Source organism: Bradyrhizobium sp. ERR14 (assembly GCF_014198235.1).
Classification (GTDB): domain Bacteria; phylum Pseudomonadota; class Alphaproteobacteria; order Rhizobiales; family Xanthobacteraceae; genus Bradyrhizobium.
In genome coordinates, this window is the sequence record NZ_JACIHD010000003.1 from 444196 (window position 1) to 465632 (window position 21437).

A 21437-nucleotide genomic window follows, 5' to 3' on the forward strand; every position below is an offset into this window, starting at 1 on the left:
GGGCACGCTTCGCTTTGCCCACCCTACGGCACCGTCGTCCTGAGCTACGCCCCAAAACTCTTCGGGGAGCCCGCGACCGCAACGCCGCCACCGTTCGTCACTTTCATCACCGCGAGGCCACGCTCGTTGGTGCCGTCCGCACGGAAACGGAACAGGCCGTCGATGCCGGCGAAGCCGGACGGATTGGTCAGCACGTCGGGCGAGAAGCGCGTGGTGCCTTGCGTGCGCGCCAGCGCGGCGACCAGAGCGACCGCGTCATAGGCCAGCGTTGCGGTGCGAATCGGCTCCGCGCCGTATTTGGTGCGGTAGCGACCGGAGAAGGCGCGGAAGCCGGCCGGGTCGGGCGCGGCATAGAGGCCGCCTTGCAGGTTCGCATTGGCATAGACCCGCGGATTGTCCCACAGGCCGGTGCCGAGCAGCTGGATGTTGCGCAAGTTCGCGCCCGCCGCGGTCATCGCATCTGCGACCGTCACCACGGCATCGCCGTCATCGGCAATGAACAACGCATCCGCGCTGCCGAGCTGCTGCGCCACGGTGCGCGCCGGTGTGGCGCGATCGGCGCCGTATTTCTCGAAGGCGACGATGCGCCCGCCACGCCGCGGCACGGCCGCCTTCACCGCGGCCTCGACGACATTGCCATAGGCATTGTCGGGCACGAGCACGGCGACGGAGCGCTTTCCGATGCTGGCGGAATATTCGACGATGCGGTTGACGTCGGACTCCGGCAGGAAGGAGAGCAGATAGACGCCGCGGCCGGCGATGCTGGAATCGGTCGAGAACGCGATCACCGAGATGCCGCGCGTGCGCGCGACCTGCGCCACCGCCGGCACCGATTGCGCGAACAGCGGTCCCAGAATGATCTCGGCGCCTTCGTCGACGGCCTGCTGCGCGGACGCCTGCGCGCCCTGCGGGCTGCCATTGTCGTCCTTGATCAGCAGCTGGATGTTCGGGTTCTGGAACTCGGCCAGCGCCATCTCGGCGGCGTTGCGCATGGATTGTGCGGCCAAGCCGGCATTGCCGGCGGCCGAGAGCGGCAGGATCACGGCGACCTTCACGCCGCCGGTGCCGGCGGTCGTCGCCTGTTGCGGGGGACCTGCGGGCTGAGCCGGCGGCGTCGAGCTCGAGAACGGGTTGGAGAACTGGCTCAGGCTCTGCTGCACGCCGGCGCAGGCCGACAGCAGGGGCGTGCCGAGCAACAGGCCGAGCGCGCTCCGGCGGGTCGCCCCTGACATCAGGGACCCCGGAACGGGAGATTTTGGATAACGCGGGCCCACCATGCAGCTTCTCTTCTGACCCGCCGGCGCCGGCCGGTCACGACATTCCTTCCACGACACAAGTCGCGGATTCAGGCATATTGTCGGCAAATAGTTAACCGAAACAAAAGGATAATAGCCGCTTAACGCGGCCGCCTTGCTGTCCCGGCAGCTGTTTGCCCTCGCTCATTCAGCATCAAGGCGGCGTTTCGGTCGCGAATATGGCGTGAGAGCCCTCACTCCCCCTCGACGTGATCCTGGATCGATCACATTCCCGTCCGTTCCTCGCCCCTCACCTCGGCACGATCTTTTTCGGCGAGCCGGTTCCCAGCCCTGCGGATCGTGCCTAAGTTGCTTTCATTATGCGCGCAAAGCCGGCCCCGATAAATACGCCTGAAGCTCAAGACGCCGCCTCGCGCGGTTTCTCCATCGATGCCCATCGGCTTGCGGCGCCGAAGGCGGCACCGGGCCTCCATCTGGTCGCAACCCCGATCGGCAATCTCGGCGACATCACGCTGCGGGCGCTGCAGACCCTCGCCGGCGTCGACGTCATCGCCTGCGAGGACACCCGCATCACCCGGCGCCTGACCGAGCGCTACGCCATCGCCGCGCAGCTCAAGCAATATCACGAGCACAATGCGGAAGCCGCGCGCCCGAAAATCCTGGAGGCGTTGGGGCAGGGCGGCTCGATTGCACTGGTCTCCGACGCCGGCACGCCGCTGATCTCCGATCCAGGCTTCAAGCTGGTGCGCGAGGTCTGCGCAGCCGGCCATGCGGTGTATGCCCTGCCCGGCCCGTCCTCGGTGCTGGCGGCGCTGTCGGTCGCGGCACTGCCGACCGACCGCTTCTTTTTCGAGGGTTTCCTGCCGGCAAAATCCGCCGCGCGAAAGGCGCGCTTGACCGAGCTCGCGCGCATCGACGCGACGCTGGTGATGTTCGAGTCGGGCAACCGCGTGCAGGACACGCTCGCAGAGCTCGCCGAGATCATGGGGGCGCGCGAGGCCGCGATCTGCCGCGAGCTGACCAAGCTGCACGAGGAGATTTCGCGCGCCCCGTTGAGCCAGCTGGCGCGCGAGACCGATACGCTGGAGACGCGCGGCGAGTTCGTGCTGGTGATCGCTCCGCCAGCGGCCGACGCCGAAATGCTGACATCGGGTGCGCTGGACGATCTGTTGCGCGAGCAGCTTGCCGCGCACAGCGTCAAGGATGCCGTCGCGCATGCGGTCGCGCTCTCGGGCCGGCCGCGCCGCGAAGTCTATGCCCGCGCGCTCGAGCTCGCCAAAAACTCAAGGGGCGGCGATGGCGAAGACTGAGGTCCCGGTGGAACCGAAGGTCGCCTCGCCCGAGCGCGTCGCCGCGTTCCACACCGGCATCTCCGCGGAGAGCCGCGCAGCGGCCTATCTGATGGCCAAGGGCTATCGCATCCTGGCCAAGCGCTACCGCACCCCGCATGGCGAGATCGACATCGTGGCACGCCGCCGCAATCTGATCGCCTTCGTCGAGGTCAAGGCGCGCGCCACGCTGGATGACGCCGCCTTCGCCGTGACGCCGCGCCAGCAGCAGCGCATCATCGCCGCCGCGCAAGGCTGGCTCGTGGCGCATCCCGAGCATGCCGAATTCGAATTGCGATTCGACGCCATGCTGATTGCGCCGCGCTCACTTCCGCGCCATGTGTTGGCGGCATTCGACGCCTCGACCTGAAAGGCAGACCATGAAACTGAACGTCGCCGTCCAGATGGACCCCATCGCCCGCATCAACATCAAGGGCGATTCCACCTTTGCGCTGCTTCTGGAGGCGCAGAAGCGCGGCCACGGCCTGTCCTATTATACGCCCGACAAGCTCTCGATGGTCGGCGAGGAGATCGTGGCGCCGGTTCAGCTCCTGACCGTGCGCGACGAGTCCGGCGACCATTTCACGCTCGGCGAGCCCAGGCGCGAGGCGCTGAACGGCTTTGACGTGGTGCTGCTGCGCCAGGACCCGCCGTTCGACCTCGCCTACATCACCTCGACGCATCTTCTGGAGCGCATCCATCCGAAGACGCTGGTGGTCAACGATCCAGCTTCCGTGCGCAATGCGCCGGAAAAGCTGTTCGTGATGAATTTTCCGCAGCTGATGCCGCCGACCCTGATCTCGCGCGACTTAGATGAGATCAACGCGTTCCGCGACAAGCACGGCGCCGTCGTCATGAAGCCGCTGCACGGCCATGGCGGCGCGGCGGTATTCCGCGTGATGCCGCAGGACATGAATTTCGGCTCGCTGTTCGACATGTTCTCGGTGACGTTCCGGGAGCCCTGGGTGATCCAGCAATTCATCCCCGAGGTGAAGCACGGCGACAAGCGCATCATCCTGGTCAACGGCGAGTTCGCTGGCGCAGTGAACCGCGTGCCCGCCACCGACGACCTCCGTTCCAACATGGTGCGCGGCGGCGCTGCGCAGGAGACCGAGCTCACCCCGCGCGAGCGCGAGATCTGCGCCACCGTCGGCCCGGCGCTGCGTGAGCGCGGCCTGCTGTTCGTCGGCATCGACGTCATCAACGGCAACCTCACCGAGATCAACGTGACCTCGCCGACCGGCATCCGCGCCATCGCGCGCCTCGGCGGCCCCGACGTTGCGGCGAAGGTGTGGGACGTGATCGAGCAGAAGCGGGCGAAGTAGCACTCTGCAATGATGACGTTGGGGAGCGCGAACTCTCCTCAACGTCGTCCCGGCGAACGCCGGGACCCATACCGCGGAATCTATCCGGGGAGCTTGGTCGCGGTACCGGGCGCTCAATCTTCGTCAAACTGCTCCCTGGGGCTATGGGTCCCGGCGTTCGCCGGGACGACACCGATGTTGTGGAGCGCTGCTGCGATCCCATTGGCATGATCGCACCCACCCACCACTAACCACCCATTCACCATGACGCCGCGCATGTCTTTCGAACGGACGTTCCGTACTGCGTGAATCTACGGGGCCGCTGGCCGACCGGATAACGCCGCGTTCACCATCTGCCGAAAACCAGCATCGTGGCCGGCCATCGCATTCGGCCTCGCAACACCCCTTATACTTTTACTCCCTACTCATCGACGCGGGGGAACACGCCAGGTGCGGTTCGAGTGCCCCGCGTATGAGTAAAAGCGTATGAATACCGCACGCATTGTCGTTCTCGTCATCGCGCTGGGCGCCGGCGGCGTCGCGGCGTATCTGGCGAGCGGCTTCGACAACAAGCCCGCACCCGTTCTGCCCGCCGCCGAGAAGCTGCCGACCGTCGAGGTCCTCGTCGCCAAGTCCGACATCGGGCTCGGCCAGGCCGTGAAGCCCGAGGACCTGCAATGGCAGGCCTGGCCGGCAGCGACCGCGAGCAGCGCCTTCATCCGCCGCGACAGCAGGCCCGAGGCGCAGACCCAGATCGCCGGCTCGATCGCCCGCGTCCCCCTGATGCAGGGCGAGCCGATCCGCGAGCAGAAGCTGGTCAAGGCCGACGGCTCCGGCTTCATGGCCGCGATCCTGCCCGCCGGGATGCGCGCCGTTTCCACCGAGATTTCAGCCGAGACCGCCGCTGGCGGCTTCATCCTTCCAAATGACCGCGTCGACATCGTCCTGACCCGCCGCCTGAAGAACCCCGACGGCGCCAACAATAACGGTCCGACCGGCGGCAACGATCTCGTCCTGTCCGAGGTCATCCTGACGAATATCCGCGTGCTCGCGATCGACCAGGCGCCGAAGGAGAAGGACGGCCAGAACGCCGTCGTCGGCAAGACCGTCACGCTCGAGCTCCGGCCCGATCAGGTCGCAGTGCTCGCAGCCGCGCGCCAGGGCGGCACGCTCCAACTCGCGCTGCGGAGCATCGTCGATGCCAACGCAGTCGACGGCACGCCTGAGGACCAGGGGATCAAGCGCGCGGGCGGCGTGAACGTGATCCGCTACGGGGTGCAGGCACGGCAATTGACGTCACAGAAGTGATGATGGGGATAGCATGAACTACGGGGATGATCGGACGGGCGTGCGCCTTCGGGGGAAGCGCACGCGCTCGTTCTGGACGGGGACGATGCTGATGCTGGGGCTGCTCGCAGCCCCCGACCTCGTCAGCGCGATGGATGCGCCGGTCGGCGACCAGGCGCCGATGCAGGCACCGGATTTCGGCGTGTCGTCGGTCGCGACCATCGCACCGGCGAAGACGCGTTTTCTCTCTCTTGGCGTCGGCAAATCCGTCGTCATCGACCTGCCGCGCGAGGTCAAGGACGTGCTGGTGGCCGATCCCAAGATCGCCAATGCAGTGATCCGCTCGGCCCAGCGCGCCTATATCATCGGCGGTCAGGTCGGCCAGACCAACGTCGTGTTCTTCACCGCCGACGGCCAGCAGGTCGCCTCCTATGACATCGCAGTGAAGCGCGACCTCAACGGCATGCGCGCGGCCCTGCGCCAGTCGCTGCCGGGCGTCCAGATCGAAGGCGTCGGCGACAGCGTGATGCTGACCGGATCGGTGTCGAGCCCGGTCGAGGCCCAGCAGGCCGGCGAGGTCGCCGCAAAGCTGGTCGGCGGCTCGGACAAGGTCGTCAACAGCATCGTCGTGCGCGGCCGCGACCAGGTGATGCTCAAGGTCGTCGTCGGCGAAGTGCGCCGCGACATCGTCAAGCAGCTCGGCGTCGATCTCAGCGCCAGCCTGAACGCCGGCACCGCGGTGGTGAATTTCAACAATTCCAACCCGTTCTCGGTCTCGGGCGGACCGATCGTCGGCAGCAACGGGCTCGGCGTTGCCGGCCTCGCCAAGGGCGTCGCCACCGTCAGCGCCACCATGCGCGCGATGGAAAGCGCCGGCGTCATGCGCACGCTCGCCGAACCGAGCCTGACCGCGATCTCAGGCGAATCCGCCACCTTCATTGCCGGCGGCGAATTCCCGATTCCGGCAGGCTATTCCTGCGATCCGGTCACCCACGTCTGCACCACCCAGGTCACCTACAAGAAGTTCGGCATCTCCCTGAACTTCACCCCGGTCGTGCTCAGCGAAGGCCGCATCAGCCTGCGCGTGATGACCGAGGTCTCGGAGCTGTCGAATACGAATTCGATCACGTTGACGCAGGCGGTGTCCTCGACCTCGAGCAACTCGATCACCATCCCCTCGATCCAGACCCGCCGCGCCGAGACGACGCTGGAGATTCCCTCCGGCGGCTCGATGGCGATGGCCGGCCTGATCCAGCAACAGACCAAGCAGGCGATCAACGGCCTGCCCGGCGTCGACCAGGTGCCGATCATCGGCGCGCTGTTCCGCAGCCAGGACTTCGTCAACAACGAGACCGAGCTGATGGTGATCGTGACGCCCTATGTGGTGCGCGCGGTTGCCCAGAAGGAATTGGCGCGGCCCGACGACGGCTTCGCCCCGGCCTCGGACGCGCAGACCGCGCTGCTCGGCCGCATGAACCGCCTCTATGGCATCGCGCGTCGCGTCGATCCGATCGCCGGCGCGCCCGGCGATTTCGGCTTCATCATCGACTGAGACGAACGGACGGCTGGGGAACGGGGCGGGATTTGGGGCAAGAGGGGATGAAGCGATGACGAAGACGATAGCCGATCGACGTCGCAATCTGGGCGTCGCGCTGGCACTGACGGGACTCTCCGTCATGCTGGGCGCCTGCAACACCACCGGCGAGATCGTCACCCAGACGGTGCCGACCGACTATCGCCAGCGCCACCCGATCGCGGTGCAGGAAGGCAAGAAGTCGATCGTGATCTTCGTCGGCAAGGCGAGGGGTGGCCTGTCGGCCGCACAGCATTCGGACGTCGCGGGCATCGCCCGGGACTGGGTGCGAGAAGGCACCGGCTCCGTCGTCGTCGACGTTCCCGTCGACAGCGCGAATTCGCGCGCGGCGGCTGCGACCTATCGGGAAATCCGTTCCGTGCTCGCATCCGGCGGCGTGCCGTCGCGTGCCATCGTCCAGCACCCCTATCGCCCTGAGGATCCCGGGCTGCTGCCCACCATCCGTCTGAGCTATTCGAAGATCGCCGCGGTCGCCGGCCCTTGCGGGCTGTGGCCGGAAGACCTCGGCCCTAACATCCTCGATCCCGGCTACAACGAGAACCGGCCCTACTTCAATCTGGGCTGCGCCAGCCAGCGCAATCTCGCCGCGATGATCGACAATCCGGCCGACCTGGAGCAGCCGCGATCCGAGACGCCGGCCTATACCGCGCGGCGCGACATCGCCTTTGATCGCTATCGCAAGGGCACTGCGATCTCGACTCTCAATTCCGAGGCCGACAAGGCCAAGCTCAGCGACACAGGCAAATGACGGGCATTCACAACGAAGAAGCGGACGATCCGCAGCACCCCGAGGAACACATTGCGCCGGTTCCCCGCATCTCGGTGCAGGCTTTTTGCGAGACCGAGAAGACGCTCGCCGCGGTGACCGCGGCAGGGCAGGACCGCCGGCTCGCCAAGGCGCACCTCACCGCCAAGGACGGTGGCCTTGCCGCGGCGATCGAAGTCTATGAATCGATGCCGACGCCGAACGTGATCGTGATCGAATCCGACGGTACGCGCGACATTCTCGAGGGACTGGACGACCTCGCCGGCGTCTGCGACCCCGGCACCCGCGTGGTCGTGATCGGCAATCCCAACTACACCGCACCCTATCGCGAGCTGGTGCGCCGCGGCGTCAACGACTATGTGGTGGGACCGGTTGAAACCCTCGATGTCGTCCGCTCGATCTGCAGCCTGTTCTCGGCCTCCGAGGCCATCATCACCGGCCGGGTCATCGCGGTGGTCGGCGCCAAGGGCGGCGTCGGCGCCTCCACGGTCGCGCACAATGTGGCCTGGACCATCGCGCGTGACCTCGCGCTCGATTCCGTCGTGATCGACCTCGACCTCGCCTTTGGCACCGCGGGCCTCGACTACAACCAGGACCCCGTGCAGGGCATCGCCAACGCGGTGCTGTCGCAGGACCGGCCGGACACGGCGCTGATGGAGCGCCTGCTCTCCAAATGCACCGAGCGCCTCAGCCTGCTCGCGGCGCCTGCCACCCTCGACCGCGTCTATGATTTCGGCGCCGAAGCTTTCGACGCCGTGTTCGACACGCTGCGCATGACCACGCCCTGCATCGTGCTCGACGTTCCCCACCAATGGTCCGGCTGGACGCGGCGCGCACTGGTGAACGCCGACGACATCGTCATCGTGGCCGAGCCCGATCTCGCCAATTTGCGCAACACCAAGAACATGCTGAGCGTGCTGAAGGCGGCGCGGCCGAACGACCGGCCGCCGTTGTACTGCCTCAACCAGGTCGGCATGCACAAGCGCGCGGAGATCGAGGTCAAGGCGTTCGCCAAGACGATGGAAAGCCAGCCGATCGCGGTGATCCCGTTCGATTCGAAACTGTTCTCCACCGCAGCCAATAACGGCCAGATGATCGCGGAGGTCTCCAAGAGCCACCGCACCACCGAGCTGTTCCAGAACATGGCGAACCGCCTCGCCGGGCGCGGCGAGGTGAAGAAGCCGAAGCGCTCGCTGCTCGGACCGCTGCTGAAGAAGCTGAAGGGCAAGTCAAGCCGCAACTCGGCGCCGCATCGCAAGGCGTCGTAAGCGTACACCAGGAGGGGCGGATTACTTGTCCGCCCGCTGCTGCTTCTTCGCCAGCAGCTGCCGCAGCGCCGCGACCTTGGCCGTGGCCTGGTCCGGCGGCAAATCGGCCTTCACGAGGATTTCGGCCTCGGCCTCGCGGCCCTGCAATCCCAGCACGAGCGCGAGATTGGCGCGGACCCGCGCATCGTTCTGATTGCGCTGATAAGCGCGGCCGAGCACCTGTTCGGCCTTCGGCAAATTGTTTTGCAGCATATAGGACAGGCCGAGATTGGACAGCACGGTCGGCTCGTCCGGCACGATCTTCAACGCCGCGGCATAATATTGCTGCGCCTCCTCGTTGCGGCCAAGCTGATCGAGCGCGGCACCCTGCGCCGACAGGATGCGCCAGTCCGGATCCTCGGGCGTATGCGCGCGGCTGAGGACGTCGAAGGCCTGCTGGAAATTGCCGCTGTCGGCGAGCGCGCGGCCATAGCCGGCGAGCAGCGCCTTGTTGCTGGGATGGGCGAGCACCGCCTGCTCCATGACCGCAACCGCCTGCGCGCGCTGGCCGGACTCGCGCAGCGCCTTGCCGTAGGCGAGCGCAATGTTGGGATCACTGGGCTTGGCGCGATAGCGCTCGCGCAACGCATCCATTTCCGGCTTGGCATCGGCCTTGACGGCCGTTTCCGATCTGACACCGAGCGCGCCGGTCACATCCTCGATGCCGGCGGTCTGGCAGCCACCCAAGGCGAGCACCAGAAGTGCGGGAAGCAGCAATCTCGCCGGGGGAGAGGCGAGGGACGAACGCTTGGACATACTCTGATCACTCGGCAACTGATCAGAGATGCTTACCGATTAACGCTAAATTCCCGTTAAGGACGCGGCTTGGGAGATCTCAAAGCATGATCCGGAAAAGTGCGCAGCGGTTTTCCGAAAAGATCATGCTTGAACAATAACCTAAAGCGCGATGCGATTCATCCTCATCGCGTCGCGCTTTAGTCGGTGAACTCGGCACCGAATTCGCAGCCGATGCGCCAGCGCAGGCGGCACTGGCGGGAATAATCGGGTGCGAAGATGATGGTGAATTGCGGCGGCACTTCCAGGAATTCCGCCACCACTTTCACGCCGCCATCCGAAATATCGGTGATCGTGCAGTCCCGCGGCAGCGAGCCCGCGCCAAAATGGATCTTGGCGAGCCGGCTGCATACCCGACGTTCGCTTCTCCGGCGATTTGCAAGCATTTGAATTGTTCACCCGTTAGACCACGGCCCATCCCGCAGCCTTAGGAGTAGCGGACATTCGTTGGAATGTGCTGAGGACAGAGGGTGGCATTCGAGGCTTAGTGTCGGCGTGGTGTTTACGTTTGGTTAGGGCTTGCTCCCCGTCCCAGATCGTTCCCGTATTGTTCTTGCGGAAACCGCCCGCCTCTGCTACCCCTAATTGTGCGAGAGGGGCAGGCTGGTTTGAGCATGGTTCAACGGGTTTCCACCGTCGCCTTTGAGGGGATCGAGGCCCGTGCGGTCGACGTGCAGGTGCAGGTCGCGCCGGGCCTGCCGGCCTTCGCGATCGTCGGCCTGCCGGACAAGGCGGTGTCGGAGGCGCGCGAGCGGGTGCGCTCGGCGCTGATCGCCTCCGGCCTGGCGCTGCCGGCGCGGCGGATCATCGTCAATCTGGCGCCGGCCGACCTGCCGAAGGAAGGCAGTCATTACGACCTGCCGATCGCACTCGGCCTGATGGCGGCGATCGGCGCGATCCCGCCGGATGCGCTGACCGGCTTCACCGTGCTCGGCGAGCTCGGCCTCGACGGCTCGATCGCGCCCGTGGCCGGCGTTCTTCCCGCCGCGTTCGGCGCCAATATGCGCGAGGAAGGGCTGATCTGCCCGGTCTCGTGCGGCTCCGAAGCGGCGTGGGCGAGCCCGAACATCCAGATCATCGCGGCAAGCTCGTTGATCCAGATCGCCAACCACTTCAAGGGCACGCAGGTGCTGTCGCGGCCATCACCGAAGGTGCATGAGCCCGCCGCCTCGACGCTCGACCTGCGCGACATCAAGGGTCAGGAAAGCGCCAAGCGCGCGCTGGAGATCGCCGCCGCCGGCGGGCATCATCTGCTCATGATCGGCGCGCCCGGCGCCGGCAAGTCGATGCTGGCGGCGCGCCTGCCCTCGATCCTGCCGCCGCTGTCACCGAGCGAACTGCTCGAGGTCTCGATGATCGCCTCCGTCGCCGGCGAGATCGAGGGCGGCGCGCTGACCGCGCGGCGGCCGTTCCGCTCGCCGCATCATTCCGCCAGCATGGCCGCGCTCACCGGCGGCGGCACGCGTGCAAAACCCGGCGAGATCTCGCTGGCGCATCAGGGCGTGCTGTTCCTCGACGAATTGCCGGAGTTCGATCCGCGCGTGCTGGATTCACTGCGGCAGCCGCTGGAGAACGGCGAAGTCGCGGTGTCGCGCGCCAATCACCGCGTCACCTACCCTGCCCGCTTCATGCTGGTCGCGGCGATGAATCCGTGCCGCTGCGGCAACGCGTTCGAGCCGGGCTATGCCTGCAAGCGCGGCCGCGTCGACCGCTGCACCGGCGACTATCAGGCGCGCATCTCCGGCCCGCTGATGGACCGCATCGACCTGCGCATCGAAGTGCCGGCCGTGACCGCGGCGGATCTGATCCTGCCACCGCCGGCGGAAGGCTCCGCCGAGGTCGCCGCCCGCGTGGCCGCGGCGCGCGACATTCAGCTCGCGCGTTATGCCGATGCCGGCCTGCCCAAGGTTCGGACCAATGCCGAGGCCCCAGCCTCCGTGCTGGAGGAGATCGCAAAGCCGGACGCGCAGGGCCAGAAGTTGCTGCACGACGCCGCCGAGACCATGCGGCTGTCGGCGCGCGGCTATCACCGCGTGCTGCGGGTGGCGCGCACGCTGGCCGACCTCGATCGCGCCGACAAGATCGGCCGGCTGCATCTTGCCGAAGCCTTGTCCTACCGCGCACTCGCGGAGGATGTGCGGCAGATGGCTTGATCATTCCGCGCATCAACCCGGCGGTAACGAGTTTCCTTTACGCTCTGCAAACCATAAGGCCCGCTAAGTTTCAATTACGAGTTCCCCGGGCCCCGGCGAGTAGAGTGTCATGTTGCGTTTCAAGTTCCTGGCCTCGGTTGTTCCCTTGTTGGCGGCTGCGGTGTTCGCCCGCGCGGAGATCGGTTCGGTCTCGAATCCCTGCATCGCCCTCGGCGAAACCTCGGTCGAGCTCACCTCCCTGTTCTGGACGGCCGCCGTCCATGTCGCCTTCACCGAAGATCCCGCCCGGGCCACGGTGCGGGTTCAGATCACCGACGATGCCGATACTGCGGACTTCGCCGTGGTCGACGACGGTCTCGGTTCCGAGCCGGATTCCTGTCAGGCCAATCCCTCGACGCGCCGGGTCTCGATTGCCGCTCAGCCCGTCGATGGCGGCCAGGTGATCTATCTCTCCACCGAAGGGCCGGCGGATTACCGCATCTATGTGCGCTCGAAGTCGTTCTCGCAGCGCGAGGCCGCGGCGCTGATCGTCGGCGCCCATGGCGGCCATCGCCCGCTCCCGCTCCAGGCCGCCTCGCTCTGAAGCGCGCCGAGATCAGGCTGTGAGGCGTTAACACCTCGTTAGTCCTGTTTGGAGGCAGCGCCAAAGCCTCAAGCTGTTCGCAAGGTCGGCGCGACATCGTCGCAGACGGCGGGTGGCGGGATTCGAGAAAGAGTCGGGGTCGGTGCGATGGGTCGGACGTTCCGGATCAAGGTGCGCATGCGCCGTTTCAGGCGACAGCATCCCCGCATCGCCTTCGCGATCCGCTCTTTCATGATCTTCTCGGCGACGTTCGGCGGCGCCTATGGTTTCGTGTCCGGCAGCCGGTCCGAAAGCTCCGGCTACGATCCCCACACCTTTGCGATCGGCGCGAGCTTCCTGTTCGCGCTCGCCTGCCTCGGCCTTGCGACGCTGAGCATGCGCCTGCGTTTCGTGAACAAGCGGCTGCGCACCCTCGCCGCCCACAACGAGGCGCTGATCGACCGCAATTGGGAGCTGAAGGAAGCGGAAGAACGCGCCCGCAGCCTGTTCGAGCAACAGGGCGACCTCATCGTGCTGCGCGCTACCGATGGCCGTATCACCTTTGCCAACGAAGCCTATTGCGCGCTCGCGGGACAAGCGCGCAGCGCGCTGGTCGGCACGCGTTTCGATTTCGACGTGCTGGAGCAGGGCGACAGCGCCCGCGAAAGCAGCGGCACACGCATCCACGACCAGAAGATCGCAACCCCGCTCGGCGCGCGCTGGATCGCCTGGCGCGAAGGCTATGTCCGCCTCGATGCCGGACAGCCCGCCGAATTGCAGAGCGTGGGACGCGACGTCACCGACCGCACCGAGACCGAACGCGCTCTGTCCGACGCGCGCGACCAGGCCGACGCTGCCAACCGCGCGAAATCGCGCTTCCTCGCGATGGCCTCGCACGAAATCCGCACCCCCCTGAACGGCATCATCGGCATGGGCGGCCTCCTGCTCGACACCAATCTGACCCCGGAGCAGGCGACCTATGCCAAAGCGGTGAAAACCTCGGGCGAAGCCTTGATGGCGCTGATCGAGGAACTGCTCGACTATTCCAAGATCGAGGCCGGCAAGCTTGATCTGGAGCAGCGTCCCTTCGCGCTCTCGACCCTGGTCGAGGAGATCACCGAGCTGCTCGCGCCCCGCGCGCAGGCCAAGACGCTGGAGATCGCCGCCTATGTCGACGAGCGCCTGCCGCTGGAGGTGGTCGGCGATGCGGCGCGGCTGCGCCAGGTGCTGCTCAATCTCGCCGGCAACGCCATCAAGTTCACCGGGAGCGGTGGCGTCGCGCTGATCGTCGAGCCCGGTATCTGGCCGAACGAGATCAGCTTCCTGGTCCGCGACTCCGGTATCGGCATTGCGCCGGAGGCGCAGCAGCGCATCTTCCGCGAATTCGAGCAGGCCGACGAGCGCGTCGCCCGCACCTATGGCGGCACCGGGCTTGGCCTTGCCATCAGCGAACGCATCGTCAAGCGCATGGGCGGCCGGATCACGCTCGCAAGCGAGCCGGGCAAAGGCTCGACCTTCGAGATCGCGGTGCCGCTTCCGCCCTCGCAAGCCAGTGCGGGACAGACGGCCTTTCCGAGCCCCGACCTCACCGGCAAGTCGATGCTCCTCGTCGCCGACGGCATCGAGGCCTCGCTGATCGCGCGGCGCCTCGAGCGCTGGGGTGGCCAGACCTGCATGGTTGCGGATGCCGCGGTCGCCGAAGCGCTGCTGCCGGAACGCTCATGGCACGCGGTGCTGATCGATCGTGCGATCGGCCCTGCCGCGGCCGACCAGCTGGGCGAACTGGCCCGCGCGCATGCGCTGCAGCGCCTCGTGCTGCTGACCTCCAGCTCGCGTCACGAAAAGCTGTCGCCGGCCTTCACCGGTTTTCTGGTGAAGCCGCTGCGGGCGGCCTCGCTCGCCGCGCGCCTTGCGATGACGCCGGAGGTGGCCTCGCCCGATCTGGCGCCGGAACCACCGGCGGAAGCTGCCGGCGCGACACCGGCCAAAGCAGCGACCAAAGGCCTGTCGATCCTCGTCGCCGAGGACAACGAGATCAACGCGCTGTTGATGCGCTCGCTGCTGACGAAGCTCGGCCATCGCGTCGTCATCGCCGTGCACGGCGAGGCCGCGCTGGAGTCCTGGCTCGCCGCTTCATCGGCCGGCACGCCCTATGATCTCGTGCTGATGGACATCCAGATGCCGCAGCTCGACGGCATCGAGGCGACGAAGCGCATCCGCGCGCATGAGGCCGCGACCGGCGGCCACCACACGCCCATCCTCGCGCTCACCGCCAATACGCTGGTGGAGGACCGTTATGCCTGCTTCGAGGCGGGCATGAACGGATTCCTGATCAAGCCGCTCGATCGCGACAAGCTGGACGAAGCGCTGGCAGGGCTGGCGGCGTCACGGCGGCTGGCTGTCTGATCCGAAAACCTCACGGGAACTTCGTCCCGTCAGCAATCGATAATTGAAATCGACCGCGTTGCGCGCCACCATCCTCCGGGGGCCTTTGCAGGAGGGTTTCGCGCATGACCGTGCTTTGCCGCCTCATATTCATTGTTCTTCTCGCTGGATTTTCCCGACACGCCGCGGCCGATACGCCGGAGCTCATCGCCTCGCTCAAGCAAGGCGGCTACGTGCTGATCTTTCGGCACACCGCCACCGACGACAGTCAAAAGGACGTCTACCCCTTCAAGTTCGACGACATGAGCGCCCAGCGTCAGCTCAGCGAAAAGGGCAGGGACATGGCGCGCCAGATCGGGGCAGCGGTCAAGGACCTCGAGATCCCGATCGGCGATGTCTACACCAGCCGACTCAACCGTGCGATCGAGGCCGGCAAGCTGATCTCCGGCCGCGAAGTCAAGCCGGTTGACGCGTTGACGGACAGCAGCAACGCCAGCGCATCGGGAATGGCAAACCCGACCGGCGCCAATGCAAAGGCCGGACAGGCGGTGCGCCAGCTCGTCGACGCGCCGCCGAAAGCTGGTACCAACAATTTCCTGGTCACCCACAAGACGAACATCGCCGATGCCTTCGGCAAGGAGGCCGGTGACGTCGGGGAAGGCGAGGCCTTCGTTTACAAGGCCGGCATCTCCGGCCCCGCCACCTTTGCCGGACGCATCAAGCCTGCAGATTGGAGCGCCAAAGCCGGCAAGTGAAGCGCCCGCATTCGACCCTGTTCGCTGGTGTGATGGAGGGGCCGGATTTCCCCGGGCTCCCGACGAGCCGGCTCACGCGGACGGTATCCGGCCAATGTCTCGGCAACTGAGATTTGCCGGGACATTGCCGAAACGCCGCGGACAGATTGACCTTGCCCGACTTGCCCCCGCACGATCGTCTTGTGATACCCACGTCTTGTGAGTTCCGACTGAAAGGCTGGCGAACACGTGAGAACATCGGAAGACCGCTCATTTCTCGTATTGCTTGCTGCAATCACGGTCGCGTTTGGCTGGGTGCTTTGGCCTTTCTCCGGAGCATTGCTGTGGGCCACGCTGCTGGCCATCATCTTCGCCCCGCTTTATCGACGCTTCCTGGAAATCCTCCCGGGAAAGCGCAACCTTGTCGCATTCTCCACCGTCGTCGTCGTGGTGGTGATCGTCTTGATCCCTGTCGCGATCGTCATCGCCTCGCTCATCGACCAGGGAGGGGAGCTGTATCAGCGGGTTCAGTCGGGGGAGATCAGCTTTGCTCATCCGCTTCAGCAGCTGAAATCCGCACTGCCTGACTGGGCTGCTCCCATGGCGGATCGCCTCGCCAGCATCGATTTTTCGGCCCTGAAGGAACGCCTGTCGGGTCTGCTCGTCCCGGCCGGCCAACAGCTGGCCGGGCACGCGATCAACATCGGTCAGTTGACCCTCGAATTCGTCGCAAGCTTGCTCGTGATGTTGTACCTGCTGTTCTTTCTGCTGCGCGACGGTGACGAGCTGAACGCGCGCATCCGCGACGCCCTGCCGCTGCGTGCGAGCCACAGCGCCGAGATTCTGACTGCGTTCACCCTGGCGGTACGCGGGACGATCAAGGGAATCATCCTCGTTGCCCTGATTCAGGGCGCGCTTGGCGGGGTGATCTTCTGGTTGCTCGGACTGACCGCACCGCTCCTGGCGGGCGCGCTGATGGCGCTGCTCTCGCTTCTGCCCGTGCTTGGCTCCGCACTGGTGTGGTTTCCGGCCGGGCTCTATCTGCTCGTGGCAGGCTCAGTCACGAAGGGAATCATCCTGCTCGCTTTTGGCACCTTCGTGATTGGCCTTGCGGACAACTTTCTTCGCCCCATCCTGGTCGGGCAGTCGATCCGGATGCCAAGCTACATTGTGTTGCTCGCCACCCTGGGCGGCCTTGCGGCTTTCGGTGCAAACGGCTTCGTCATCGGCCCGCTCGTCGCGGCCATGTTCCTGACGGCCTGGCAGGTCTACGTCCGCTCGAAAGAGCAACAGGAAGCCCGGAAATGACCTGCTACGCGGCGTAAGCGATGAAGCGCGGCGCGGAGAGCTTGTCGGGCGGCCCCGAAGTGCCCTGGAAGACGGTGTCCGTCTTTGCCGCCCGCTTGCAATGCGGGCATACGAAGAGATGCGCGATCACCGGAACCGGCTCGTCCGCGAGCAGTTCCGAGCGGAACCACCTCATCTCGACATGGCAATCCGGACAGGTCGGTGCTTCGAGTTGTTCCGCAGCACTTCTGAGACGATCAACCATCGAGACCTCGCGTTTTCCAAGGTCTTAGCCCAATACCTCTCGTCGGTCTGCAACAAAAGACACCGCTGCACGAACGCGCTGGATCCGCCGACCGCCGCGATTACAGACGCCTGAGCGCCACGCTCTCCACGGTGTGGTCGGCGCCCTTCTTCAGGATCAGCGTCGCGCGAGGGCGGGTCGGCAGGATATTGTCCTCGAGATTGGCGAGGTTGGTGCGTTCCCAGATCGCGATCGCGGTGGCAGTGGCTTCCTCGTCCGACAACAGCGCATAGCGGTTGAAGTAGGACTTCGGATTGGTGAATGCGGTGTCGCGCAGCGCCAGGAAGCGCTTGATGTACCATTGCCGCAGCGCGGCTTCGTCGGCGTCGATATAGACCGAGAAATCGAAGAAGTCGGAGACTACGGGCACCGCCTTGCCGTCGCGCGGCAGCTTGCCGGTCTGCAGCACGTTGACGCCCTCGACGATCAGGATGTCGGGCTGGTCGATCTCGGCCCACTGGTTCGGCACGATGTCGTAGGTCAGATGCGAGTAGACCGGCGCACGCACATGGCGGCGTCCGGACTTGATGTCGGACAGGAAGCTGAGCAGCAGCGGCAGGTCGTAGCTTTCCGGAAAGCCCTTCTTCTGCATGATGCCCTGCCGGTCGAGCACGGCGTTCGGATAGAGGAATCCGTCGGTGGTGATGAGTTCGACCTTCGGGCGCGGCGACCAGCGCGCCAGCAGGGCCTGGAGCACGCGGGCCGTGGTTGATTTTCCGACCGCGACCGAGCCGGCGACGCCGATGATGTAGGGCACCTTGCGGTCGCGGATGTTGAGGAACTGGCGCTCTGCATAATACAGGCGCTGCATCGCATCGACATAGATCGAGAGCAGGCGTGACAACGGAAGATAAATATCCTCGACTTCCTTGAGATCGAGGCGATCGTGTAGCGAGCGCAGCCTGTCGAACTCGCCCGGCTCCAGCGTCATCGGCGTATCGTCGCGCAGACGCGCCCACTCCTCGCGCGAATAGATGCGGTACGGATTATACTGCTGCTCGGGTGCGCGGATATCCATAACGCGACCTTTCCGTTGCGGCTTATACTAGCCCTTACGCGACGCTTTCTCTTCCAACCCTGACATATTCGTACGCTTGTCGAGCGCCGCTTCCACCTCTTCCAGCTTTACGCCGCGGGCCTTGAGCAAGACAAGGAAGTGATAGAGCAGGTCGGCGCTCTCGGCGATCAGATGCGCGCGATCGTTTTCGACTGCTGCGATTACGGTTTCGACTGCTTCCTCACCGAACTTCTTGGCGCAATGCTCGGCGCCCTTGTCGAGGAGCTTGCGGGTATAGGACGCTTCGCCGCCCGCCGCCGCGCGGGCGTCGATGGTCTCGGCCAGATCGTGGATCGTGAAACGCGGCATCGGAATTACTCGGAAACACGCTTGGCAACACACTTGGCCACGGAGGCCATTCCCCGCTACCTCATGTAGCACTTTTATGAACGGGAGTCGTCATGCATCGAGGCGCATGGCCAGTCCGCGCCGGGCCATGTGCTCCTTGGCTTCGCGGATGGTGAATTCCCCGAAATGGAAGATCGAGGCGGCCAGCACGGCCGTGGCGTGGCCGTCGCGGATACCGTCAACGAGATGGTCGAGATTGCCGACGCCGCCCGAGGCGATCACGGGGACGGCAACGCTGTCGGCGATCGCCCGGATCAGCGGGATGTCGAATCCCTGCCTCGTGCCGTCGCGGTCCATCGACGTCAGCAGAATTTCACCGGCACCGAGCGAGACCACTTCCTGGGCATATTCGATCGCGTCGATGCCAGTCGAGTTGCGCCCGCCATGGGTGAAAATCTCCCAGCGGTCCCCGCCGGGGCGCTTGACGCGCTTGGCATCGATCGCAACCACCACGCACTGCTCGCCGAATTTTTCGGCCGCTTCCTTGACGAACTCGCGCCGGGATACAGCGGCGCTATTGATCGAGACCTTGTCCGCACCGGCGCGCAGCAGCGTCTTGATGTCGTTGACCTCACGCACGCCGCCGCCGACGGTCACAGGCATGAAGCAGGCTTCCGCCGTGCGCCGGACCACGTCCAGCATGATGCCGCGATTCTCATGGGTCGCGGTGATGTCGAGGAAAGTGAGCTCGTCAGCGCCGGCGGCGTCATAGGCGATGGCGGCTTCGACGGGGTCGCCGGCATCTCTGAGATCGACGAAGTTGACGCCCTTGACGACGCGGCCGTCCTTGACGTCGAGGCAAGGGATCACGCGCACCTTGAACATGTGTCAGCTCCTGCGCGCGTCGCGGATCAAGGTGAGGGCCGCAGCTGGATCGAGCCGGCCGTCATAGAGCGCCCGGCCGGCAATCGCGCCGGCGAGCTTCCTGGCGCGCGGCGTCAGCATGGCTTTCACATCTTCGATCGAGGCGAGGCCGCCGGAGGCGATCACGGGAATCGAGATGGCGTCGGCCAGCGCAATGGTCGCATCGAGGTTCAGGCCCTTGAGCAGGCCGTCACGCGCGATGTCGGTGAAGATGATGGCGGCAACGCCGGCATCCTCGAAGCGCTTTGCGATCTCCAGCACGGTCACTTGCGAGGTTTCGGCCCAGCCTTCGACCGCGACCTTGCCGTCGCGGGCGTCGAGCCCGACCGCAACACGGCCGGGGAATTTCTTCGCGGCAGCCTTCACCAGCTCCGGATCGCGCACCGCGGCGGTGCCGATGATGACGCGGGTGATGCCCTTGTCGAGCCAGGCTTCGACGGTGGCGAGATCGCGAATGCCGCCACCGAGCTGCACAGGGATCTTGATCGTCTTCAGCATCGCCTCGACGGCCTCGGCATTCACCGGCTTGCCGGCGAAGGCACCGTCGAGGTCGACGACGTGGAGATAATCAAAGCCCTGCTCGGCAAAGCTCTGCGCCTGCGCCGCAGGATTGAGGTTGAACACCGTCGCACGCGCCATGTCGCCTTGCTCGAGGCGCACGCATTGGCCGTTCTTGAGATCGATCGCGGGAAAGAGAATCATGATTGAGCCAGAATTTTTCTGCGCACACGGTGCGCTCCCTTCCCCCTTGTGGGGGAGGGTTGGGGAGGGGGATAAGCCACGGGCACCGCCGTTGCCGCTACCCCCCTCCCGAATGCTGCGCATTCGACCTCCTCCACAAGGGGGGAGGTAACAAGAGCGGTAGGCATCACGGTTTCCATCGCAAAAAGTTCGAGATCAGAGCGAGGCCAAAGCGCTGGCTCTTCTCGGGGTGGAATTGGGTGCCGATGGCGGTGTCCTTGCCGACGATCGCGGTGACAGGCCCGCCATAATCGGCGCGCGCGAGCACGTCCGCTTCGTTGGCGGCGTTGAGGTGGTAGGAGTGCACGAAATAAGCGTGCTGGCCCTTCGGACCGAGCGGCAGCTTGTTTAGCACCGGATGCTCCTGCAGCACGTCGAGCGTGTTCCAGCCCATGTGCGGGATCTTCAGGCTTTCGTCGCGCGGCGTGATCTTCTCGACATCGCCGCCGATCCAGTTCAGGCCATCGGTCGTGACATGCTCCTTGCCACGGGTCGCCATCAACTGCATGCCGACGCAGATGCCGAAGAACGGCCGCGCCTTGACGCGCACCGCTTCGGTGATCGCCTCGACCATGCCGTTGACGGCGTCGAGCCCGCGCCGGCAATCGGCAAAGGCGCCGACGCCCGGCAGCACCAGACGGTCGGCCTCATAGGCCTGATCGGGATCGCTGGTGACGAAGACCTTCTGCGGATTTTCGAGGCTGCGCGCGGCGCGCTCGAACGCCTTGGCGGCGGAATGCAGATTGCCGGAACCGTAATCGATGATGGCGACGCTCATCTTGACCCTCCCGGTTCTGGAAACAACCCGATGATGCCGCCGGCCGGAAGCGGCGGCGGATTCGAGAATTGCTGACCCGGCACGCTGCGGGTCGGCGGCGGGCCACCGCGATCGACCGCCCATTGATCGTTGACGATGCCGTGCTGCTTCTGGCTCCAGCGCTCGAAGAAGCGGCGCTCGGCGGTGTCCTCGTCATCGCCAACCACCACGTCGAGCTGCCGCCATTTGCCGCGCGACAGCGTCCAGCGACGCAGGCTCGAGGCCTCGAAGCCCATCAGCAGCGCGACGATGAGATCGGCGAAGAAGATCGAGCCGCGTCCGACGCCGAGGCTGGACAGTCCCGCATTGAACGCCGCGACGAAAACCACCCAGCCGATCAGCGCCAGCCACAGCCGATTCCACAGCAGCCAGAACGGACCGAGGATCATCGCCCAGAAATGGAATCCGTCGCGCACGAACACGAACTTGTCGGTCGCGCGCAGATCGGCTCCGGCAGGGGAGGGAGCATGAACTGTGTAGACAGGCATGGTGATGCCCCGTTCTTAAGGATTCAGTGATGCCGCAAGCGGCGCGCAGCCGCCCGGCCG

22 protein-coding genes are annotated in these 21437 nt (G+C 65.6%); 12 read left to right on the forward strand and 10 right to left on the reverse strand.

The genetic code is table 11. From position 1 onward, the window contains the following. Nucleotides 1-44 precede the first annotated feature (44 nt). Nucleotides 45-1277, reverse strand: coding sequence for a penicillin-binding protein activator (locus tag GGD62_RS11875; RefSeq protein ID WP_018323506.1), 1233 nt, complete (start codon nucleotides 1275-1277; stop codon nucleotides 45-47). Nucleotides 1278-1615: 338 nt separating this feature from the next. Between GGD62_RS11875 and rsmI the strand changes: the two genes are divergently transcribed. The 7 genes from rsmI (at nucleotide 1616) to GGD62_RS11910 (ending at nucleotide 8803) form a co-directional block, all read left to right on the forward strand. Beyond that, the gene (gene rsmI / locus GGD62_RS11880) at nucleotides 1616-2566 is read left to right on the forward strand and encodes a 16S rRNA (cytidine(1402)-2'-O)-methyltransferase (RefSeq protein ID WP_183708580.1); all 951 of its coding nucleotides are present in this window, start codon (nucleotides 1616-1618) and stop codon (nucleotides 2564-2566) included. After that, entirely contained in the window at nucleotides 2553-2954 is a 402-nt protein-coding gene (locus GGD62_RS11885; protein WP_183708581.1) for a YraN family protein, read from the forward strand. Before rsmI ends, GGD62_RS11885 begins: the two co-directional genes overlap by 14 nt. A gap of 10 nt (nucleotides 2955-2964) precedes the next feature. After that, nucleotides 2965-3909 (forward strand): glutathione synthase, encoded by a 945-nt coding sequence (gene gshB, locus GGD62_RS11890; protein WP_018323509.1) that lies wholly within the window; start codon nucleotides 2965-2967, stop codon nucleotides 3907-3909. Between the two features lie 465 nt (nucleotides 3910-4374). Further along, on the forward strand, nucleotides 4375-5196 hold the full coding sequence (cpaB, locus tag GGD62_RS11895; RefSeq protein ID WP_183236545.1) for a Flp pilus assembly protein CpaB: 822 nt from the start codon (nucleotides 4375-4377) through the stop codon (nucleotides 5194-5196). Between the two features lie 13 nt (nucleotides 5197-5209). Then, nucleotides 5210-6727, forward strand: a complete 1518-nt coding sequence (locus GGD62_RS11900) for a type II and III secretion system protein family protein (protein WP_183708582.1) — start codon at nucleotides 5210-5212, stop codon at nucleotides 6725-6727. Nucleotides 6728-6782: 55 nt separating this feature from the next. Then, the gene (locus tag GGD62_RS11905; protein ID WP_183708583.1) at nucleotides 6783-7517 is read left to right on the forward strand and encodes a CpaD family pilus assembly protein; all 735 of its coding nucleotides are present in this window, start codon (nucleotides 6783-6785) and stop codon (nucleotides 7515-7517) included. Beyond that, nucleotides 7514-8803, forward strand: a complete 1290-nt coding sequence (locus GGD62_RS11910; protein ID WP_183708584.1) for an AAA family ATPase — start codon at nucleotides 7514-7516, stop codon at nucleotides 8801-8803. The genes GGD62_RS11905 and GGD62_RS11910 overlap by 4 nt, the downstream gene beginning before the upstream one ends. 21 nt (nucleotides 8804-8824) lie before the next feature. Here GGD62_RS11910 and GGD62_RS11915 read toward each other — a convergent pair whose 3' ends face one another. Both GGD62_RS11915 and GGD62_RS11920 read right to left on the reverse strand, forming a co-directional pair. Continuing rightward, nucleotides 8825-9598 (reverse strand): tetratricopeptide repeat protein, encoded by a 774-nt coding sequence (locus GGD62_RS11915; RefSeq protein ID WP_183708585.1) that lies wholly within the window; start codon nucleotides 9596-9598, stop codon nucleotides 8825-8827. A 179-nt stretch (nucleotides 9599-9777) separates the two neighbouring features. After that, entirely contained in the window at nucleotides 9778-10023 is a 246-nt protein-coding gene (locus GGD62_RS11920) for a PilZ domain-containing protein (protein WP_011083489.1), read from the reverse strand. A 228-nt stretch (nucleotides 10024-10251) separates the two neighbouring features. Between GGD62_RS11920 and GGD62_RS11925 the strand changes: the two genes are divergently transcribed. The 5 genes from GGD62_RS11925 (at nucleotide 10252) to GGD62_RS11945 (ending at nucleotide 16779) form a co-directional block, all read left to right on the forward strand. Continuing rightward, nucleotides 10252-11790 carry a YifB family Mg chelatase-like AAA ATPase gene (locus GGD62_RS11925; RefSeq protein ID WP_183708587.1) on the forward strand — a complete coding sequence of 513 codons (1539 nt, stop codon included), beginning with the start codon at nucleotides 10252-10254 and terminating at the stop codon, nucleotides 11788-11790. Between the two features lie 109 nt (nucleotides 11791-11899). Next, entirely contained in the window at nucleotides 11900-12373 is a 474-nt protein-coding gene (locus tag GGD62_RS11930; protein ID WP_183708588.1) for a hypothetical protein, read from the forward strand. Nucleotides 12374-12520: 147 nt separating this feature from the next. Further along, nucleotides 12521-14758: a PAS domain-containing hybrid sensor histidine kinase/response regulator gene (locus GGD62_RS11935; RefSeq protein ID WP_183236544.1), complete on the forward strand. Its 2238-nt coding sequence runs from the start codon at nucleotides 12521-12523 to the stop codon at nucleotides 14756-14758. Between the two features lie 104 nt (nucleotides 14759-14862). Next, nucleotides 14863-15492, forward strand: a complete 630-nt coding sequence (locus GGD62_RS11940) for a histidine phosphatase family protein (protein ID WP_183708590.1) — start codon at nucleotides 14863-14865, stop codon at nucleotides 15490-15492. Nucleotides 15493-15720: 228 nt separating this feature from the next. Then, nucleotides 15721-16779 (forward strand): AI-2E family transporter, encoded by a 1059-nt coding sequence (locus tag GGD62_RS11945; protein WP_183236542.1) that lies wholly within the window; start codon nucleotides 15721-15723, stop codon nucleotides 16777-16779. Nucleotides 16780-16783: 4 nt separating this feature from the next. On the opposite strand, the gene GGD62_RS11950 is transcribed toward GGD62_RS11945, so the two are convergent. From GGD62_RS11950 to GGD62_RS11980, 7 genes are all read right to left on the reverse strand, one after another. Continuing rightward, nucleotides 16784-17023: a hypothetical protein gene (locus tag GGD62_RS11950; RefSeq protein WP_026202945.1), complete on the reverse strand. Its 240-nt coding sequence runs from the start codon at nucleotides 17021-17023 to the stop codon at nucleotides 16784-16786. Between the two features lie 100 nt (nucleotides 17024-17123). After that, nucleotides 17124-18080 carry a type I pantothenate kinase gene (gene coaA, locus GGD62_RS11955; protein WP_018323521.1) on the reverse strand — a complete coding sequence of 319 codons (957 nt, stop codon included), beginning with the start codon at nucleotides 18078-18080 and terminating at the stop codon, nucleotides 17124-17126. Between the two features lie 27 nt (nucleotides 18081-18107). Continuing rightward, nucleotides 18108-18428, reverse strand: a complete 321-nt coding sequence (locus GGD62_RS11960; RefSeq protein WP_018323522.1) for a phosphoribosyl-ATP diphosphatase — start codon at nucleotides 18426-18428, stop codon at nucleotides 18108-18110. 90 nt (nucleotides 18429-18518) lie between these two features. Beyond that, on the reverse strand, nucleotides 18519-19292 hold the full coding sequence (hisF, locus tag GGD62_RS11965; protein WP_183708592.1) for an imidazole glycerol phosphate synthase subunit HisF: 774 nt from the start codon (nucleotides 19290-19292) through the stop codon (nucleotides 18519-18521). A gap of 3 nt (nucleotides 19293-19295) precedes the next feature. Then, nucleotides 19296-20033, reverse strand: coding sequence for a 1-(5-phosphoribosyl)-5-[(5-phosphoribosylamino)methylideneamino]imidazole-4-carboxamide isomerase (gene hisA, locus GGD62_RS11970; RefSeq protein WP_183708594.1), 738 nt, complete (start codon nucleotides 20031-20033; stop codon nucleotides 19296-19298). Between the two features lie 166 nt (nucleotides 20034-20199). Further along, complete coding sequence (hisH, locus tag GGD62_RS11975) at nucleotides 20200-20850, reverse strand: imidazole glycerol phosphate synthase subunit HisH (protein ID WP_183236541.1); 651 nt, start codon at nucleotides 20848-20850, stop codon at nucleotides 20200-20202. Further along, nucleotides 20847-21377 carry a DUF2628 domain-containing protein gene (locus GGD62_RS11980; RefSeq protein WP_018323526.1) on the reverse strand — a complete coding sequence of 177 codons (531 nt, stop codon included), beginning with the start codon at nucleotides 21375-21377 and terminating at the stop codon, nucleotides 20847-20849. The genes hisH and GGD62_RS11980 overlap by 4 nt, the downstream gene beginning before the upstream one ends. Between the last annotated feature and the right edge of the window lie 60 nt (nucleotides 21378-21437).

Excerpts from the sequence above, each read along its gene's own strand:
- GGD62_RS11875 (WP_018323506.1), bottom strand. The coding sequence starts at position 1,277 with ATGGTGGGCCCGCGTTATCCAAAATCTCCCGTTCCGGGGTCCCTGATG.
- rsmI (WP_183708580.1), top strand. The coding sequence starts at position 1,616 with ATGCGCGCAAAGCCGGCCCCGATAAATACGCCTGAAGCTCAAGACGCC.
- GGD62_RS11885 (WP_183708581.1), top strand. The coding sequence starts at position 2,553 with ATGGCGAAGACTGAGGTCCCGGTGGAACCGAAGGTCGCCTCGCCCGAG.
- gshB (WP_018323509.1), top strand. The coding sequence starts at position 2,965 with ATGAAACTGAACGTCGCCGTCCAGATGGACCCCATCGCCCGCATCAAC.
- cpaB (WP_183236545.1), top strand. The coding sequence starts at position 4,375 with ATGAATACCGCACGCATTGTCGTTCTCGTCATCGCGCTGGGCGCCGGC.
- GGD62_RS11900 (WP_183708582.1), top strand. The coding sequence starts at position 5,210 with ATGAACTACGGGGATGATCGGACGGGCGTGCGCCTTCGGGGGAAGCGC.
- GGD62_RS11905 (WP_183708583.1), top strand. The coding sequence starts at position 6,783 with ATGACGAAGACGATAGCCGATCGACGTCGCAATCTGGGCGTCGCGCTG.
- GGD62_RS11910 (WP_183708584.1), top strand. The coding sequence starts at position 7,514 with ATGACGGGCATTCACAACGAAGAAGCGGACGATCCGCAGCACCCCGAG.
- GGD62_RS11915 (WP_183708585.1), bottom strand. The coding sequence starts at position 9,598 with ATGTCCAAGCGTTCGTCCCTCGCCTCTCCCCCGGCGAGATTGCTGCTT.
- GGD62_RS11920 (WP_011083489.1), bottom strand. The coding sequence starts at position 10,023 with ATGCTTGCAAATCGCCGGAGAAGCGAACGTCGGGTATGCAGCCGGCTC.
- GGD62_RS11925 (WP_183708587.1), top strand. The coding sequence starts at position 10,252 with ATGGTTCAACGGGTTTCCACCGTCGCCTTTGAGGGGATCGAGGCCCGT.
- GGD62_RS11930 (WP_183708588.1), top strand. The coding sequence starts at position 11,900 with ATGTTGCGTTTCAAGTTCCTGGCCTCGGTTGTTCCCTTGTTGGCGGCT.
- GGD62_RS11935 (WP_183236544.1), top strand. The coding sequence starts at position 12,521 with ATGGGTCGGACGTTCCGGATCAAGGTGCGCATGCGCCGTTTCAGGCGA.
- GGD62_RS11940 (WP_183708590.1), top strand. The coding sequence starts at position 14,863 with ATGACCGTGCTTTGCCGCCTCATATTCATTGTTCTTCTCGCTGGATTT.
- GGD62_RS11950 (WP_026202945.1), bottom strand. The coding sequence starts at position 17,023 with ATGGTTGATCGTCTCAGAAGTGCTGCGGAACAACTCGAAGCACCGACC.
- coaA (WP_018323521.1), bottom strand. The coding sequence starts at position 18,080 with ATGGATATCCGCGCACCCGAGCAGCAGTATAATCCGTACCGCATCTAT.
- GGD62_RS11960 (WP_018323522.1), bottom strand. The coding sequence starts at position 18,428 with ATGCCGCGTTTCACGATCCACGATCTGGCCGAGACCATCGACGCCCGC.
- hisF (WP_183708592.1), bottom strand. The coding sequence starts at position 19,292 with ATGTTCAAGGTGCGCGTGATCCCTTGCCTCGACGTCAAGGACGGCCGC.
- hisA (WP_183708594.1), bottom strand. The coding sequence starts at position 20,033 with ATGATTCTCTTTCCCGCGATCGATCTCAAGAACGGCCAATGCGTGCGC.
- hisH (WP_183236541.1), bottom strand. The coding sequence starts at position 20,850 with ATGAGCGTCGCCATCATCGATTACGGTTCCGGCAATCTGCATTCCGCC.
- GGD62_RS11980 (WP_018323526.1), bottom strand. The coding sequence starts at position 21,377 with ATGCCTGTCTACACAGTTCATGCTCCCTCCCCTGCCGGAGCCGATCTG.